At 68.9% G+C, this 15,620-nt stretch carries 13 protein-coding genes and 2 pseudogenes; 9 read left to right on the top strand and 6 right to left on the bottom strand.

Annotated elements, in window-relative coordinates; translation table 11 throughout:
• Positions 1-74: 74 nt before the first annotated feature.
• Entirely contained in the window at positions 75-1,196 is a 1,122-nt protein-coding gene (locus AC2VOK_RS19200; RefSeq protein WP_428901885.1) for a citrate synthase 2, read from the bottom strand.
• Positions 1,197-1,275: 79 nt separating this feature from the next.
• Between AC2VOK_RS19200 and pdxH the strand changes: the two genes are divergently transcribed.
• Complete coding sequence (gene pdxH, locus AC2VOK_RS19195) at positions 1,276-1,935, top strand: pyridoxamine 5'-phosphate oxidase (RefSeq protein WP_428901884.1); 660 nt, start codon at positions 1,276-1,278, stop codon at positions 1,933-1,935.
• A gap of 206 nt (positions 1,936-2,141) precedes the next feature.
• A complete protein-coding gene (locus AC2VOK_RS19190) occupies positions 2,142-3,437 on the top strand; it encodes a citrate synthase (RefSeq protein ID WP_428901883.1) in 1,296 nt (431 codons plus the stop codon).
• 18 nt (positions 3,438-3,455) lie between these two features.
• Here the strand turns inward: AC2VOK_RS19190 and AC2VOK_RS19185 are convergent.
• Positions 3,456-3,839 (bottom strand): annotated as a pseudogene (locus AC2VOK_RS19185) (NAD(P)/FAD-dependent oxidoreductase); the annotation flags it as partial.
• 333 nt (positions 3,840-4,172) lie between these two features.
• Between AC2VOK_RS19185 and arfA the strand changes: the two are divergent.
• Genes arfA through arfC form a run of 3 tightly spaced genes read left to right on the top strand, consistent with a single transcriptional unit; the run spans position 4,173 to position 6,015 of the window.
• Positions 4,173-5,153 (top strand): channel-forming protein ArfA/OmpATb, encoded by a 981-nt coding sequence (arfA, locus tag AC2VOK_RS19180; RefSeq protein ID WP_428901882.1) that lies wholly within the window; start codon positions 4,173-4,175, stop codon positions 5,151-5,153.
• Between the two features lie 11 nt (positions 5,154-5,164).
• Entirely contained in the window at positions 5,165-5,317 is a 153-nt protein-coding gene (gene arfB, locus AC2VOK_RS19175) for a channel accessory protein ArfB (protein ID WP_428901881.1), read from the top strand.
• Entirely contained in the window at positions 5,314-6,015 is a 702-nt protein-coding gene (gene arfC / locus AC2VOK_RS19170; RefSeq protein WP_428901880.1) for a channel accessory protein ArfC, sunset domain variant, read from the top strand. The genes arfB and arfC overlap by 4 nt, the downstream gene beginning before the upstream one ends.
• 22 nt (positions 6,016-6,037) lie before the next feature.
• On the opposite strand, the pseudogene AC2VOK_RS19165 reads toward arfC, so the two are convergent.
• From AC2VOK_RS19165 to AC2VOK_RS19155, 3 genes and pseudogenes are all read right to left on the bottom strand, one after another.
• Positions 6,038-6,145: pseudogene (locus tag AC2VOK_RS19165) on the bottom strand (hypothetical protein); the annotation flags it as partial.
• Positions 6,146-6,233: 88 nt separating this feature from the next.
• Positions 6,234-6,944, bottom strand: coding sequence for a two-component system response regulator PrrA (gene prrA, locus AC2VOK_RS19160; protein WP_421530868.1), 711 nt, complete (start codon positions 6,942-6,944; stop codon positions 6,234-6,236).
• Positions 6,945-7,005: 61 nt separating this feature from the next.
• A complete protein-coding gene (locus AC2VOK_RS19155) occupies positions 7,006-8,517 on the bottom strand; it encodes a carboxyl transferase domain-containing protein (protein ID WP_428901879.1) in 1,512 nt (503 codons plus the stop codon).
• A gap of 27 nt (positions 8,518-8,544) precedes the next feature.
• On the opposite strand from AC2VOK_RS19155, the gene AC2VOK_RS19150 reads away from it, so the two are divergent.
• Positions 8,545-9,276, top strand: a complete 732-nt coding sequence (locus AC2VOK_RS19150) for an enoyl-CoA hydratase (protein WP_428901878.1) — start codon at positions 8,545-8,547, stop codon at positions 9,274-9,276.
• A 5-nt stretch (positions 9,277-9,281) separates the two neighbouring features.
• Positions 9,282-10,397 carry an MBL fold metallo-hydrolase gene (locus AC2VOK_RS19145; RefSeq protein ID WP_428901877.1) on the top strand — a complete coding sequence of 372 codons (1,116 nt, stop codon included), beginning with the start codon at positions 9,282-9,284 and terminating at the stop codon, positions 10,395-10,397.
• A 9-nt stretch (positions 10,398-10,406) separates the two neighbouring features.
• On the opposite strand, the gene AC2VOK_RS19140 is transcribed toward AC2VOK_RS19145, so the two are convergent.
• Positions 10,407-11,507, bottom strand: a complete 1,101-nt coding sequence (locus AC2VOK_RS19140) for a glycosyltransferase family 4 protein (protein ID WP_428901876.1) — start codon at positions 11,505-11,507, stop codon at positions 10,407-10,409.
• 106 nt (positions 11,508-11,613) lie between these two features.
• Here AC2VOK_RS19140 and AC2VOK_RS19135 point away from each other — a divergent pair, with 106 nt between their 5' ends.
• Positions 11,614-13,206, top strand: coding sequence for a serine hydrolase (locus AC2VOK_RS19135; protein WP_428901875.1), 1,593 nt, complete (start codon positions 11,614-11,616; stop codon positions 13,204-13,206).
• Positions 13,203-15,605 (top strand): cation-translocating P-type ATPase, encoded by a 2,403-nt coding sequence (locus AC2VOK_RS19130; RefSeq protein WP_428901874.1) that lies wholly within the window; start codon positions 13,203-13,205, stop codon positions 15,603-15,605. Before AC2VOK_RS19135 ends, AC2VOK_RS19130 begins: the two co-directional genes overlap by 4 nt.
• Positions 15,606-15,620 lie beyond the last annotated feature (15 nt).

Genomic DNA, 15,620 nt, shown 5'->3' with positions numbered 1-15,620 from the left:
CAGTGACAAAAATTGGGCCGAAATTCGCGGTGTGGCTACGCTCGCGCGAAGATCAGGCGCTGGTGCGCATCCGTTCAGGCGCTGGTGCGCACCCGCTCCCAGCCCTCGACCGCCTCCGGGCTGCGCGGGCCCGGTCCGACGTAGATGGCCGACGGGCGGACCAGCTTGCCCAGTCGCTTCTGCTCGAGGATGTGGGCACACCATCCCGCGGTGCGCCCACAGGTGAACATCGCCGGCATCATGTTGGCCGGAACCCGCGCGAAGTCCAGGATCACCGCGGCCCAGAATTCCACGTTGGTTTCGATGGCGCGATCCGGGCGGCGCTCGCGCAGCTCGGCCAGCGCGGCCTGCTCGAGGGCGACGGCGACCTCGTGGCGCGGGGCGCCGAGCCGCTCGGCGGCGGCGCGCAGCACCCGCGCGCGCGGGTCCTCGGCCCGATAAACGCGGTGCCCGAATCCCATCAGCTTCTCGCCGCGGTCCAGGATTCCCTTGACCAGGCCGCGGGCGTCACCGGTGCGCTCGACCTCCTCGATCATCGGCAGTACCCGGGCCGGGGCCCCGCCGTGCAGCGGCCCGCTCATCGCGCCGATAGCACCGGACAAGGCCGCGGCCACGTCGGCCCCCGTCGAAGCGATCACCCGCGCGGTGAACGTCGAGGCGTTCATGCCGTGCTCGGCTGCCGAAACCCAGTAGGCGTCGATGGCCTCGACGTGCCTGGGATCCGGCTCACCTTGCCACCGCGTCATGAAACGCGCTGTGACGGTGGGGCATTCGTCGATGACCCGCTGGGGAACCGCCGGCTGGTAGATGCCGCGCGCGGACTGCGCGACGTAGGACAGCGCCATCACCGACGCCCGGGCCAACTGCGCGCGGGCGGTGGCGTCATCGGTGTCGAGCAGCGGCTTGTAGCCCCAGATGGGTGCCAGCATCGCCAGGCCCGCCTGTACGTCGACACGCACGTCACCGGTGTGGATCGGCAGTGGGAAGGGTTCGGCGGGCGGCAGCCCGTGGCCGAACCTGCCGTCGGCCAGCAGCGCCCAGACGTCGCCGAACGTGACCTTCTGGCTCACCAGATCCTCGATGTCGACACCGCGATAGCGCAGCGCGCCGCCGTTTTTGTCCGGTTCGGCGATCTCGGTGGTGAAGGCGACCACGCCTTCGAGGCCGGGTACGAAGTCATCCGGGACCACAGTCATAGGAAAATTCTCGCACCTCTTTGCGGGAGCTCTCCTACCGGCCGGTAGCTACCGCGTCACGAACGGTAGCGTGGTGTGGATGGCAGGGCCGGACAATATGCATCTTTCGCAGATGCGGGTGGAATACGGGTCGGCGGAAAAAGACGGCAGTCCCGATCTGGATGCCGGCTGGCTGGCTGAGGGCTGGCTTGCGTTGTTCCGCAAGTGGATTGACGACGCCGAGAGGGCCGGGCTGGCCGAGCCCAACGCCATGGTGCTGGCCACGGTCGCGGACGGACTACCGGTCAGCCGGACGGTGCTGTGCAAGAGCGCCGACGAGACCGGAATCACATTTTTCACCAACTACGACTCGGCCAAGGGCAACGAGATTGCCGCGACGCCGTTCGCGTCGGCCACGTTTCCCTGGTTCCGGCTGGGCCGCCAGGTCCACATCCGCGGGCCGGTCAGCCGGGTCGATGCCCACGTCACCGAGGGCTACTGGGCCAAGCGGCCGCGCGGCTCACAGCTGGGAGCGTGGGCGTCGCATCAGTCGCGCCCGATCGCGTCGCGGGATGCGCTGCTTGACCAGCTGGCGCAGGTGACCGCGCGGTTCGCAGATTCCGAATGCGTGCCGACGCCCCCGAGTTGGGGCGGGTACCTCATCGCGCCCGAGGTGGTGGAGTTCTGGCAGGGGCGGGAGAATCGGCTGCACAACCGGATTCGGGTCAGCGGCGGCCGCGTCGAACGCCTGCAGCCCTGACGGTGCGTCTCGCCGGCGTCGACCGCCGCCGCCGCCGGCTGTGTGCGGATGCGTCGGTGGTGCCGGGTCTCGCCCGGCCAGAGGGGCGCACGTCCGGCGAACCCGACCCCGGGCAGGCGCGCCGCCGCGAGAACGACTACCTTCAGTAGTACGCACCCAGTGCGGGCCAGCCATAATCAGACCAGCCAGAGTGCAAAGGGGTTCTCGTGGCCGACATCGACGACAGCGCAACCCTCCGGTATCCGGGGGGCGAGATCGACTTGGAAGTCGTTCGCGCCACCGAAGGAAACGACGGTATTGCGCTCGGGTCTCTCTTGGCCAAGACGGGGTACACCACCTTCGACAACGGTTTCGTCAACACCGCATCCACCAAGAGCTCCATCACCTACATCGACGGCGATGCCGGCATCCTGCGGTACCGGGGCATCCCGATCGAGCAGCTGGCGGAGAAGTCGACATTCATCGAGGTCAGCTATCTGCTGATCTACGGGGAGTTGCCGAACAAGGCGCAGCTGGCGGAGTTCACCAACCGGATCCAGCGACACACCATGCTGCACGAGGATCTCAAGCGGTTCTTCGACGGCTTTCCGCCCAACGCCCACCCGATGCCGGTGCTGTCCAGCGTCGTCAACGCGCTGAGCTCCTACTATCCGGACGCGCTGGACCCGATGGACAACGAGCAGGTGGAGCTGTCGACCACCCGCTTGCTGGCCAAGCTGCCGACCATCGCGGCGTACGCCTATAAGAAGTCCATCGGGCAGCCGTTCCTGTATCCGGACAACTCGCAGACCCTGGTGGAGAACTTCCTGCGGATGACCTTCGGGTTGCCGGCCGAACCCTACGTGGTCGACCCGGAGATCGTGCGGGCGCTGGACATGCTGTTCATCCTGCACGCCGACCACGAGCAGAACTGCTCGACGTCGACGGTGCGCCTGGTCGGCTCGTCCCGAGCCAACCTGTTCACCTCGATCTCCGGCGGCATCAACGCGCTGTGGGGTCCGCTGCACGGCGGCGCCAACCAGGCCGTGCTCGAGATGCTCGAGCAGATCCGCGACAGCGGCGACGGCGTCGAGGAATTCGTCCGGAAAGCCAAGAACCGCGAGGCCGGTGTCAAGCTGATGGGCTTCGGCCACCGCGTCTACAAGAACTACGACCCGCGGGCCCGGATCGTCAAGGAGCAGGCCGACAAGATCCTGGCCAAGCTCGGCGGCGACGACGACCTGCTGGGCATTGCCAAGGAGCTCGAAGAGACGGCGCTGACCGACGACTACTTCATCGAGCGCAAGCTCTACCCGAACGTCGACTTCTACACGGGCCTGATCTACCGGGCCCTCGGATTCCCGACCCGGATGTTCACGGTGTTGTTCGCGTTGGGCCGGCTTCCCGGCTGGATCGCGCACTGGCGTGAGATGCACGACGAGGGCGACAGCAAGATCGGCCGTCCGCGCCAGATCTACACCGGTTACACCGAGCGCGACTACGTCGGTATCGACGGGCGGTAGGCCCGTCGGGCGGCTCTGTCACAGGGACGACAGGACCGCCATCGCGGCGTTGTGGCCCCCGATGCCCGACACCGCACCGCCGCGACGCGCCCCCGCGCCGCACAGCATGATCCCGTCGTTGGCCGTGGCGACTCCCCAGCGCCGCGCCGGGGTGTCCAGCGGGTCGTCGTCGGCGGCGAACGGCCACGACAACCCGCCGTGGAAGATGTTGCCCTCCGTCATCGCCAGGGTGCGATGCAGATCCAGGGTGGTCGTGGCCTCGATGCACGGCCGGTCGTGCGCGTCGGGCATCAACACGTCCTGGATCGGCTCGGCCAGAACGGAATTCAGCGACGTCAGCACCGACTCGGTCAACCGGTCCCGCAGGATGTCCGGGTCGGCGCCGGCGAACAGGGTGTGCGGCGGGGCAGCCGCCGCACCACCATGTTCACCTTGACCTGTGCGCCCTGCGCCCGTGTCGTGGCCCTTTGGCCGAGCAGGCCGGCCAGGACGAACCGTCCACGGACCAGATCGCGCGGATTTCTCCCAGGGTATCGGTGTCGCTCGGTTTGCTGCCGTTGCCCACCGCTCCAGTGTGCCCGACATAACCTCGCAGCGCTGCGGACTGGGTAGGCTGCATAGCGCCCGCAGAACCGACTGGCATGAGGATGGAATTCGAGCTAGGGGGCGGAATTGAGTTTAGGGACGGATTTGAGCCGAACGCCCGAAACGACCGACTCGCGGCGCAGTCCGGAAATGTTCCGGCGGTCGTTGGGTCGTCCCTGGCTGATCGCCCTGTTGGTCATTCCGTTGTCTTTTCGGAGATCGCTCGGCCTGCCCTGGTTGATTGCTCTCGTCGTTGTTCCGCTGCTGATAGCGGTGATCGGCGACGGTGCCTTGGACCGCCCCGCTGCCACCAGCGGGCCGAGCGGGGCGGTCCCTACCTTGACGCCGTCGAACACGTCAGGTGCCCCGAAGCTGTCCTTGGCGCCGCTTTCCCTGGTCCGGAACGGCAACGACATCACGGTGAGCGGCAAATTCCCCGATGATTCCGCCAAGGCGGCGCTGATCGTTGCGATCAAGAATGCGCTGGGTCCGGGAATCAACATCGTCGATCAAACGATTGTCGACCCCAAAGTGGACTCCCTCGACTTTGCAAACGCCGGAGTGCTTTTCAAAGACAGCGCGCCGATTCTCGATTTCCGTCTGACGGTCGACGGGAACACCATCGTCGTGGCGGGTACTGCCGGATCGCAGGACGAGAAGATCGCCGCCCAACGCGCCGCCGCGACCACGTGGTCGGGGTTGAACGTGGTCGACAGCGTTGTGGTCGCGGGACCGGCATCGCCCGGCTCACCTGCTCCGGCCCCCGCGGCGTGCCCTGATCTGCCGTCGGCCATCAACGCGGTGACCGGCGGGCGCATCGCATTCGGCGAAGACGGGTTCAGCTTGACCCCGGCCGACGAGCAAATCCTCAGTGAGGTGGCGGACAAGCTCAAGGCTTGTCCCACGGCGCGCGCGACGATCAACGGTTACAGCGATGACAACGGTACCGAGGCCATCAACATTGCGCTGAGCAGCCAGCGAGCCCAGAAAGTCGCCGACTTTCTGGCCGGCCATGGCGTCCCGAGCGGCCAGTTGGCGGTCAGGGGCCTGGGTTCGGTAGACGCGGTCGCTCCCAACGACACGGCCGAGGACCGCGCCAAGAATCGCCGCGTCGACATCGTGGTCAGCTGAGGAGAAGCAGCATGGATTTGATCGTCCAATGGTTGTGGTATCTGACGGCTTTCGTGGCGGGCTCGGTCGTCGCCTGGGTGATTGCGACGAGACTGATCAAACGCTTTGCCGCCGGGAAGGTACTTGCCGATCCGACCGGCCAGGATACCGGTGTGCGGCGATGAGTCACGTGCACTGGTGGCTGGTCGGCCTGTCCTTCGTGATGGGCTTGGTGCTGACGTCGGTGCTGATACTCCGACCCCCCAAGGGCTCGTCGCTGTTGGAGCAGTCTGTGGGGGCCGCTATGGCGGGTGCTACGGAGCGGCCCGGCCCACTACCGACCGCTCTCGAGTCGCCCACCGTCCAGATAGCTGATGCTGTCGAGTTGCTCTCAGCGACGGTTCCGGCCGCCGAACAGGCCCCGGTTGTCGAGGATTCGATGACCACGGATTTCCCGGCACCCCACGAGTGGCCGTCGACGATGGGTCCGGTACCGCCGGTCCCGTCGAGAGAGGTTCCGCCCGCCGAGGCGCCACCGGCGAAGAAGGCTCCGCCCGCCAAGGCTCCGCCCGCCAAAGCCCCGCCCGCCAAAGCCCCGCCCGCCAAAGCCCCGCCCGGGAAAAGGCCGCGGCCCGCCAAAGGTGCGCCGGCGAAGCGGCCGAAGCTGCCCTATGCGCCCTATGGTCCCGGCTCCGCGCGCGCCACCCCCGAGGGTGGCGGACCGTCCGGCTGGTCGGTGAAGGGCCGCTCGGATACCAGGCTCTTCTACACTCCCGACGACCCTGTCTATCACCTCACCGTCGCTCAGGTCTGGTTCAAGGACGAGCAAGCGGCCGTGCGGGCCGCTTTCACGCCCTGGCGCAACTCCTCCCGGCGAAAGTGACCCGCGGAGCGGGCAAAAACGGAGGTGCCTCGTCGTTCGCGTCGATCGAGCGGGTGTGCCGAGCGAGCTGTGTGAACGGCCGCACCGCGAAGACCGCCAGCAGCCCGGCGAACACCGCCGCGGCGCCGATCACTGTCGCCACCGATGAGCCCGCGTTCGCAGCGAGGGCGTGCGGGCGAAGGTCCGCGCCAAGATGCGCATGACCTGCTCCGACTCGGTCACTGCATGCGCAGTACGAACCCGACCCCGCGAACGGTGTGCAGCAGGCGGGGCCCTCCGTTGGCCTCCAGCTTGCGGCGCAGGTACCCGATGAACACGTCGACGACGTTGGTGTCAGCGGCGAAGTCATAACCCCAGACCAGCTCCAGCAGCTGGGCGCGGGACAGCACCGCGGTCTTGTGTTCGGCCAGCACCGCCAACAGGTCGAACTCCCGCTTGGTCAGGTCGACTTCGACACCGTTGACCCGGGCCCGTCGGCCGGGGATGTCGACTTCCAGCGGACCCACGGTGATGGTTTCCGACGAGGATGTCGCGGTCGCGCCGCGACGGCGCAGCAGCGCCTTCACCCGCGCCACCAGCTCGGCCAACACGAACGGTTTGACCAGGTAGTCGTCGGCGCCGGCTTCCAGCCCCGCCACCCGGTCGTCCACCGAACTGCGGGCGGACAGCACGCAGACCGGCACGTCGTTGTCCATGGCGCGCAGTGCCGTGACCACGCTGACCCCGTCCAGGATGGGCATGTTGATGTCGAGCACGATCGCGTCCGGGCGCATCTCGGTCGCGCTGCGCAGGGCTTCGGCGCCGTCGACCGCCGTCGACACCTCGAAACCGGACAGCCGCAGACCGCGTTCCAACGAGGCAAGCACGTCGGAGTCGTCGTCGACGACCAAAACCCGAGGTGAGGTCGCTCCAGTGTCCATGCTCGACATTTTGCCGGATTTCGGTCGTCGACCGTGGGACGCGGCGGGAAAGTCGCGCCGACAGTTCCGATCAGGTCTCTGGCTGCACGCCGATGCGGCGGTAGCGTCGCAGCCGCGTGGCCAGCCGCTCGTCGTCCGGCACGTCGCGCAACGCGTGCAGCTCGGCGGCGATGGCGCGCGACATCCGCCGGCTGAACTTCACCGGCTCCTCGGCGGCGTCGGGCTCCTCGGGCACCACGACGTCGACGATCCCGGCGCCCAGCAACTCGACCGAGCGGATCCCCTGGCTGGCGGCGAGCTCGGCGGCGTGCGCGGTGTCCCGGAAGACGATCGCGCTGGCCCCCTCAGGTGGTAGCGGCGCCAGCCAGCCGTGCAGGGCGGCCAGCACCCGGTCGGCGGGCACCATCGCCAGTGCCGGCCCGCCGCTGCCCTGTCCCAGCAGCACCGACACGGTTGGGGTGTCCAGCGTCACGAGCTCGGACAGGCACTGGGCGATCTGGCCGGCGAGCCCGCCCTGCTCGGCGTCGGCCGACAGCGCGGGCCCGGCCGTGTCGATCACCAGCACCAGAGGCAGGCGCAGTTCGGCGGCCAGCGCCATGCCGCGCCGGGCCTCGCGTAATGCGGCCGGCCCTACGCGGCCCTTTTCTGGGCCGTTTTCTGGTCCCTTCTCCGACCCGCCGGCACCTCGCTGCTGGCCGAGGACCACCGCGGGCTGGCCGGCGAATCGCGCCAGCGCCAGCAGGGTGGTCGACGCGCCCCCGGTGCCCGACAACAGCACCACGTCACTCGCGCCGTGCCGCAACAGATGCCCGACGCCCGGTCGGTCCGGCCGCCGCGAAGCCACCACCGAATCCCAGGCCGGCACGTCGGCGACCGGTTGCGCCGGCGCCGGGTCCGGCAGCGGTTGTGCGGGGTCGGCGATGACGCTCAGCGCTCGGTCCAGCGTGCCCCGCAGCTCGTCGAGGGCGACGACCCCGTCGAGGACTCCGTAACGCTGCAGGTTCTCCGCGGTCTGCACACCTTCCGGGAAGGGTTCGCCATACAGCAGCTCGTACACGCGGGGGCCCAGAAAGCCGATCAGGGCGCCCGGCTCGGCGACCGTGACATGCCCCAGCGACCCCCACGACGCGAACACCCCGCCCGTGGTCGGGTGGCGCAGGTACACCAGGTAGGGCAGGTGGGCCTGCTTGTGCAGCGTGACCGCGGCCGCGATCTTGACCATCTGCAGGAACGCGACGGTGCCCTCCTGCATGCGGGTACCGCCCGAACTCGGCGAGGCCAGCAGCGGCAATCGCTCGGCGGTGGCCCGCTCGAGGGCGGCGGTGATGCGTTCGGCCGCGGCCACCCCGATCGAGCCGCCCAGGAAGCCGAACTCGCAGACCACCAACGCCACTCGACGCCCGAAGATGCGGCCCTCGCCGGTGAGCACCGATTCGTCCAGTCCGGTGGCGGCGCGGGCGTCGGCCAGTTCCTGCGCATAGGACTGGCTGAGCTGCAGCGGTGGCGGCGCGCTGTCCCAGCTGAGAAAGGACCCCTCATCGAGCGCCGCGTCCCGGAGTTGACCGGCCGTGATACGACTCACGACACGAGGCTATATAAGGTGACCTTCATGATCGGTGTCACCCAGGCCGAGGCCGTCTTGACCATCGAGCTGCAACGACCCGAGCGCCGCAACGCACTGAACTCCCAGCTCGTCGAGGAGCTGCGGGAAGCCTTCCAGAAAGCCGGCGACGGGACGGTCCGGGCGATCGTGCTCACCGGGCAGGGGACCGCGTTCTGCGCCGGCGCCGACCTCAGCGGTGACGTGTTCGCGGCCGACTACCCCGAGCGGCTCATCGAACTGCACAGGTTGATGGACGCCACCTTGATCCCGGTCATCGGAGCGGTCAACGGCCCCGCCGTCGGCGCGGGCCTGCAGCTGGCCATGCGCTGCGACCTGAGGGTCGTCGCACCCGAGGCGTTCTTCCAGTTCCCGACTTCCAAGTATGGCCTGGCCCTGGACAATTGGAGCATCCGCCGACTGGCCTCGCTGGTCGGTCACGGGCGGGCCGGCGCGATGCTGCTGACCGCCGAGAAGCTGACCGCCGAGACTGCGCTGCAGACCGGGATGGCCAACCGCATCGGGACGCTCGCCGACGCCCAGGCGTGGGCCGCCGAGATCGCCGGTTTGGCGCCGCTGGCCATCCAGCACGCCAAGCGGGTGCTCAACGACGACGGCGCCATGGACGACCAGCTGCCCGTGCACAAGGAACTCTTCGACAAGGCGTGGGCGAGCCAGGACGTCATCGAGGCCCAGGTCGCCCGCATCGAGAAGCGGCCGCCCAACTTCACGGGCGCCTGACGGACATGGTGCGCGCGGCGCTGCGACTCGCCGCCGGCACGGCCTCGCTGGCCGCCGGCGGCTGGGTGGTCCGTGCCCTGCACGGTGCACCGATCGCGCTGGGTGCCGACCCCACGGCGATCCGGGCGGTGACCGAGCGCTCGCCGCACTGTCGCGACGGCGTCTTCGTCAACCTCGACCCGGTGTCGATGTTCACCATGGACCGCGAGCAGCTGAGGCTGATCGCGTGGGATTTGGTGGCCGGACGCGCCAAAAGCCGCCCGCAGGCCGCGATCCCGTTGAGTTCGCCCGGAATCTTCGGTAATGACTCCGGCCTGGCCGTGAGCTGGTTGGGTCATTCCACGGCGCTGGTGGAGATCGACGGCTACCGGGTGCTGACCGATCCGGTGTGGAGCCGGCGATGCTCGCCGTCGGACGTGGTCGGCCCGGAGCGGCTGCATCCGCCACCGGTGCAGCTGGAGGCGCTGCCCGCCCTCGACGCGGTGGTCATCAGCCACGACCACTACGACCACCTCGACATCGACACCGTCATGAGGCTCGCGCGTACTCAACGGGCGCCGTTCTTCGTTCCCCTCGGGGTGGGCGCACATCTGCGCGCGTGGGGTATTCCCGAGCACCGCGTCGTCGAACTCGACTGGAACCAGAGCGCACGGGTTGACGAACTCACGGTGGTCTGTGCTCCGGCGCGGCACTTCTCGGGGCGCTTCCTGGATCGCAACACCACGCTGTGGGCGTCGTGGGCGATGGTCGGGCCGCGTCATCGCGCCTATTTCGGCGGCGACACCGGCTACACCGAGAGCTTCGCCCGGATCGGTGCCGACCATGGGCCTTTCGACCTGACCCTGCTGCCCATCGGCGCCTACAACCCGGCATGGCCGGACATCCACATGAACCCCGAGGAGGCGGTGCGGGCTCACCTCGACCTGACGAGCGCCGGGTCGGGCCTGCTGGTGCCCATTCACTGGGGTACGTTCCGCCTCGCTCCGCATCCCTGGGCGGAGCCCGTCGAACGTCTTCTCGAGGCCACCGAAGCCGCCGGCGTCGAGGCGGCGGTCCCGCTGCCCGGGCAACGCATCGAGCCGTCCGCGCGGATGAGCACCGACCCGTGGTGGCGGCTCTGAGCGTGGATGTCAGACCAGCAGGGTGAGCCAGGTGTGCCACTGCTCGGCCCGCCGCGCCCAGTTGTTCTCGGCGACGGTGTGGTCGACCTGCGCCCGCAGGTGCGCTTCGGTGCCGGCAGGATCGGACTCGCGTGCGGCCAGTGATTCGATGACACGGTCGGCGAACGCCTCGGCATGTGCGTGTGGATCGGCCGGCGGGCGCATCAGCTCGACGAAACCGGCGCCTGTCTCGGGTAACGCGCCGAGATCGCTGGTGACAATGGTGCAGCCGGCCGCCATCGCCTCCATCACGGCGATGCAGGACGTCTCGGCGAAGGTGTTGGGGTAGGCGAGCATGGTGGCGCCCTGCAGCGCGCGGGCCAGTGCCGGCTGGGCGACCGCACCGTGGTAGGTGACGCCGGGCGCGCTGCGTGCCGCTTCGTAGAGCGGCCGGAACGGGTCCAGCAGGGCGTTGTAGACGGCCATGCTGCTGTAGATGTCGAGGTGGGCGTCCGGCACCGCGGCCCGGATGAGAGTGAAGGCGGCCAACAGCCGATCCAGGCCCCGGTAGGGCGCGCTGGTGTAGCACAGGGTCGGCGGGCCCGATTTGGCCGGCAAGATCGGAGCCTCGGCGAACAACTCGGCGAAGGCCGGGCCGACGGCGTTGCGCAGGATGCCGATTCGGGCGGGATCGAGCCCGAACGCCTGGTGGAAACAGTCGGCCTGCCACTCGCTGACCATCGCGAAGCCGCTGAACAGCGCCCGGATCGCGGGCGAGGCCAGGGGCGCGACGAAGGGCTGGTCGTGGGCCAGGCCGGTCCACAGGATGTGGCGGGCGCCGGGTCGGCACAGCGCCTGGAATTCGGCGAGCCCGGGGTGCACGCCACCGAGGTGCACGACGCAGTCGGCGTCGTGCAGCATGCCCTGCTCGATGCCGGGGACCGGCTGGCAGTGGACTCCACGCACCACCGTGACCGCGGCGTCGCGGCTGGCCAGGGTTACCCGGTGCCCCATCTTGACCAGCTCGGGTGTCAGGTAGCAGGCCGCGGACTGCGACCCGCCCAGCGGTCGCTGGAACGGAGTGTCCGGATCGTAGGCCCAGGCGGCGGCGTCGACGAACACGATGTCCATGCGCCCGCACTCTAGGTGGTTGCGCGACCGGGTCGTCGAGCGACGCATCGCCTGGCCGAGGTGCGCGACGACGGCGGCGTCACCACCACCGGGTTAGAGTTCGCCCATGACGAAACGCACGGCAACGGCCGCTGTCGTGATGGTGTTCCTCGCTCTCACCGGATGCGATTCCGCGCAGCACCTGACGGCCCCGTCGTCGCCGGTGTCGAAGGTCCCGCCCGACGAGGCGTCGGGCGTCGTCATCCCGCCCGGCCGCATCGGCGACGCCGTGGCCAAGGTCGACGGCCTGGTCGCCGACCTGATGAAGACGAGCGGCATCCCGGGCATGGCAGTCGCCATCGTCCACGGTGGGAAAACCCTCTACGCCAAGGGTTTCGGTGTCCGCGACGCAAGCAGGGGCGACGATCCGGACAACAGGGTCGACGCCGACACCGTCTTCCAGCTGGCATCGGTGTCCAAGTCGGTGGGTGCCACTGTGGTGGCACACGCGGTGACCGACAAGGTGATCGCCTGGGACACGCCGGTGGCGTCGGTGCTGCCGTGGTTCTCGCTGTCCGACCCGTACGTCACCGGCCACGTGACCGTCGCCGACTTCTACTCGCACCGCTCCGGGCTGCCCGACCACGCCGGCGACCAGCTCGAGGACCTGGGCTATGACCGCCGCCAGACGCTGGCGCGGCTGAAGTACCTGCCGCTGGGGCCGTTTCGGAACAGCTACGCCTACACCAACTTCGGCGTGAGCGCCGCGGCCGAGGCGGTGGCCGCGGCGGCGGGCAAACCGTGGGAGGAGCTCTCCGCCGAAGTGCTCTACCAGCCGCTGGGCATGGAGTCGACGAGTTCGCGTTACGCCGACTTCCTGGCCCGACCCGACCACGCGGTCGGTCACGTCAAGGTCGGGGACACCTGGGAGCCGCGCTTTCAGCGCGATCCCGACCCCCAATCGGCCGCCGGCGGCGTGAGCTCCTCGGTCCACGACATGGCGCGCTGGCTGACCATGCTGTTGGCCAACGGCACCTACGCCGGTCAGCGGATCACCTCGCCCGAAGCCCTGCTGCCCGCCATCACCCCCCAGGTCGTCTCGATCCCGGCCACAAACCCCAAGGCGCGCGCAGGTTTCTACGGCCACGGGTTCAACGTCACGGTGAGCTCATCGGGGCGCACCGAGCTGAGCCATTCCGGTGCCTTCACGGTGGGCGCCGCCACCAACTTCGTCGTCTTGCCGTCCGAGGACCTGGCCATCGTCGCGCTGACCAACGCCGCGCCCATCGGCGTGCCGGAGACACTGACCGCCGAATTCCTGGATCTGGTGCAGTACGGCCAGATCCGCGAGGACTGGGCCGGCCTGTACCAGAAGGCGACGGGCTGGCTGAACAATCCCGAGGGCTCGCTGGTCGGCAAGCAGCCCCCGGCCGATCCCGCGCCGGCCCGGCCGCTCGGTGAGTACCTCGGCGTCTACACCAGCGACTACTGGGGTCGCGCGATCGTGACCGAACACGACGGCGCGCTGCAGCTGGCGATGGGGCCCAAGAACCGGACATTTCCCCTGACGCACTGGGACGGCGACACCTTCACCCTTGCGATCACCGACGAAAACGCTCCGCCCGGAACGATTTCCAAGGCGGTATTCTCCGGATCCCCCGCCGCCACGCTGAACGTGGAGTACTTCGACACCGACAAGCTGGGGACCTTCACCCGATGACGCCGGCCGGCGCCGTCGGCCTGACCGACGCCGAGGTGGCTCAGCGGGTCGCCGACGGCCACAGCAACGCGACGCCGCACCGCGCCACCCGCAGCATCGCCGCGATCGTCCGCGCCAACGTCTTCACCCGGATCAACGCGATCCTGGGGGTGCTGCTGCTGATCGTGCTGGTGACTGGCCCGGTGATCAACGGGCTCTTCGGTCTGCTGATCGTCGCCAACAGCGTCATCGGCATGGTCCAGGAAATCCGCGCCAAGCAGACGCTGGACCGGCTGGCGATCCTCGGGCAGGCGAAACCTCTGGTGCGCAGGGCATCCGGAACGCGCGCCCTGCCGCCCGAGCAGGTGGTGCGGGACGACGTCATCGAGCTCGGCCCCGGTGAACAGGTCGTCGTCGACGGAGTGATCGTCGAGGAGAACAACCTGGAGACCGACGAATCGCTGCTCACCGGGGAGGCCGACCCGATCCCCAAGGACGTCGGCGACGCGGTGATGTCGGGCAGCTTCGTCGTCGCCGGTGCCGGAGCCTACCGGGCGACCAACGTCGGACCGGGGTCCTATGCCGCCAGACTCGCCGCGGAGTCCAGCAAGTTCAGCCTGGTGAATTCCGAGCTGCGCAACGGCATCAACCGGATCCTGCAGTTCATCACCTACCTGTTGGTGCCGGCCGGCCTGCTGACGATCTACACCCAGTTGTTCACCACCCACGCCGGCTGGCGCCGGTCGGTGTTGCGCACGGTCGGTGCGCTGGTGCCGATGGTGCCCGAAGGGCTGGTGCTGATGACCTCGATCGCATTCGCCGCCGGCGTCGTCAGGCTCGGGCAACGCCGTTGCCTGGTACAGGAATTGCCGGCGATCGAGGGACTGGCCCGCGTCGACGTGGTCTGCGCCGACAAGACGGGCACGCTGACCGAGAGCGGGATGCGGGTTCGCGACGTCGAGGAACTCGCTGCGCCCCGCGAAACGTTCGCCGAGATCCTGGCCGCGCTGGCCGCCGCCGACGCGCGACCCAACGCCAGCATGCAGGCGATCGCAGCAACCTATGGCCGCCCACCGGACTGGGTCGCCACGGCGAGTGCGCCGTTCAAGTCGGCGACCAAGTGGAGCGGCGTGTCCTTCCGCGACCACGGCAGCTGGGTGATCGGGGCGCCCGACGTGCTGCTCGACCCCGCGTCGGTGGCTGCGCAGCGGGCCGAGCGGATCGGCTCGCGGGGGCTGCGGGTGCTGCTGTTGGGTGCCGCCGAGGAGCCCGTGGACCGCCCGGACGCACCGGGCCGCGTCCGCCCGGTGGCCTTGGTGGTGCTCGAGCAGAAGGTGCGACCGGACGCCCGCAAGACCCTGGAGTACTTTGCCGCCCAAGGGGTTTCCGTCAAGGTGCTGTCCGGGGACAACGCGGTGTCGGTGGCTGCGGTGGCCGGCGAGCTCGGGCTGCACGGAGAGACGATGGATGGGCGCCGGCTGCCGGCCGACGACGCGGCCCTGGCTGACGCCCTGGAATCCCACACCACCTTCGGCCGGGTGCGTCCCGACCAGAAGCGCGCCGTCGTGCATGCGCTGCAATCGCGTGGCCACACCGTGGCGATGACCGGTGACGGCGTCAACGACGTGCTGGCCCTCAAGGACGCGGACATCGGTGTGGCGATGGGCTCGGGCAGCCCGGCGTCGCGTGCCGTTGCGCAGATAGTTCTGCTGGACAACAGTTTTGCTACGCTCCCGGATGTCGTCGGCGAGGGCAGGCGGGTGATCGGCAACATCGAGCGGGTTGCCAACCTGTTCCTGACCAAGACGGTCTACTCGGTGCTGCTGGCGTTGCTGGTCGCTATCGAATGTGTGTTCGCGAAACCGCTGAACGCCGACCCGCTGCTGTATCCGTTCCAGCCGATTCACGTCACCATCGCGGCCTGGTTCACGATCGGGATCCCCTCGTTCATCCTGTCGCTGGCGCCCAACAACGAACGCGCCCAACGCGGTTTCGTGCGGCGGGTGCTGACGTCGGCGCTGCCGTCCGGACTGATTGTGGGCGTTGCGACGTTCGTCTCCTACCTGGCGTCCTACCAGGGTCGCCACGCCACGTTCCGGCAACAGGATCAGGCGTCGACCGCGGCGCTGATCACGCTACTGGTCAGCGCGCTGTGGGTGCTGGCCGTAGTGGCACGACCGTACCAGTGGTGGCGCGTCGGCCTCGTCGTCGGCTCGGGGCTGGCTTACGTGGTGCTCTTCAGTGTCCCGCTGGCCCGGCAGAAGTTCCTGCTGGATCCCTCCAATGTGACGGTCACCATGGTCGCGCTCGGGATCGGCGTGCTGGGCGCCGCGGCGATCGAGGCAGCGTGGTGGATCCGGGCCAGGATGCTCGGCGAGCAGCCGCGGCTCTGGCGTGAGGGCGGGGGAACGGGCCAGTAGGGTTTTCAGCGGTTG

This window comes from Mycobacterium sp. TH-M116, assembly GCF_057473685.1.
Note: the sequence above shows the minus strand (reverse complement) of the source record. Positions and strands in the feature narration are given on the sequence as shown.

Bases quoted from the DNA above. Each gene is read 5' to 3' on its own strand.
- AC2VOK_RS19200 (WP_428901885.1), bottom strand. From the start codon at position 1,196: ATGACTGTGGTCCCGGATGACTTCGTACCCGGCCTCGAAGGCGTGGTC.
- pdxH (WP_428901884.1), top strand. From the start codon at position 1,276: ATGGCAGGGCCGGACAATATGCATCTTTCGCAGATGCGGGTGGAATAC.
- arfA (WP_428901882.1), top strand. From the start codon at position 4,173: ATGTTCCGGCGGTCGTTGGGTCGTCCCTGGCTGATCGCCCTGTTGGTC.
- arfB (WP_428901881.1), top strand. From the start codon at position 5,165: ATGGATTTGATCGTCCAATGGTTGTGGTATCTGACGGCTTTCGTGGCG.
- arfC (WP_428901880.1), top strand. From the start codon at position 5,314: ATGAGTCACGTGCACTGGTGGCTGGTCGGCCTGTCCTTCGTGATGGGC.
- prrA (WP_421530868.1), bottom strand. From the start codon at position 6,944: ATGTCGAGCATGGACACTGGAGCGACCTCACCTCGGGTTTTGGTCGTC.
- AC2VOK_RS19150 (WP_428901878.1), top strand. From the start codon at position 8,545: ATGATCGGTGTCACCCAGGCCGAGGCCGTCTTGACCATCGAGCTGCAA.
- AC2VOK_RS19145 (WP_428901877.1), top strand. From the start codon at position 9,282: ATGGTGCGCGCGGCGCTGCGACTCGCCGCCGGCACGGCCTCGCTGGCC.
- AC2VOK_RS19140 (WP_428901876.1), bottom strand. From the start codon at position 11,507: ATGGACATCGTGTTCGTCGACGCCGCCGCCTGGGCCTACGATCCGGAC.
- AC2VOK_RS19135 (WP_428901875.1), top strand. From the start codon at position 11,614: ATGACGAAACGCACGGCAACGGCCGCTGTCGTGATGGTGTTCCTCGCT.
- AC2VOK_RS19130 (WP_428901874.1), top strand. From the start codon at position 13,203: ATGACGCCGGCCGGCGCCGTCGGCCTGACCGACGCCGAGGTGGCTCAG.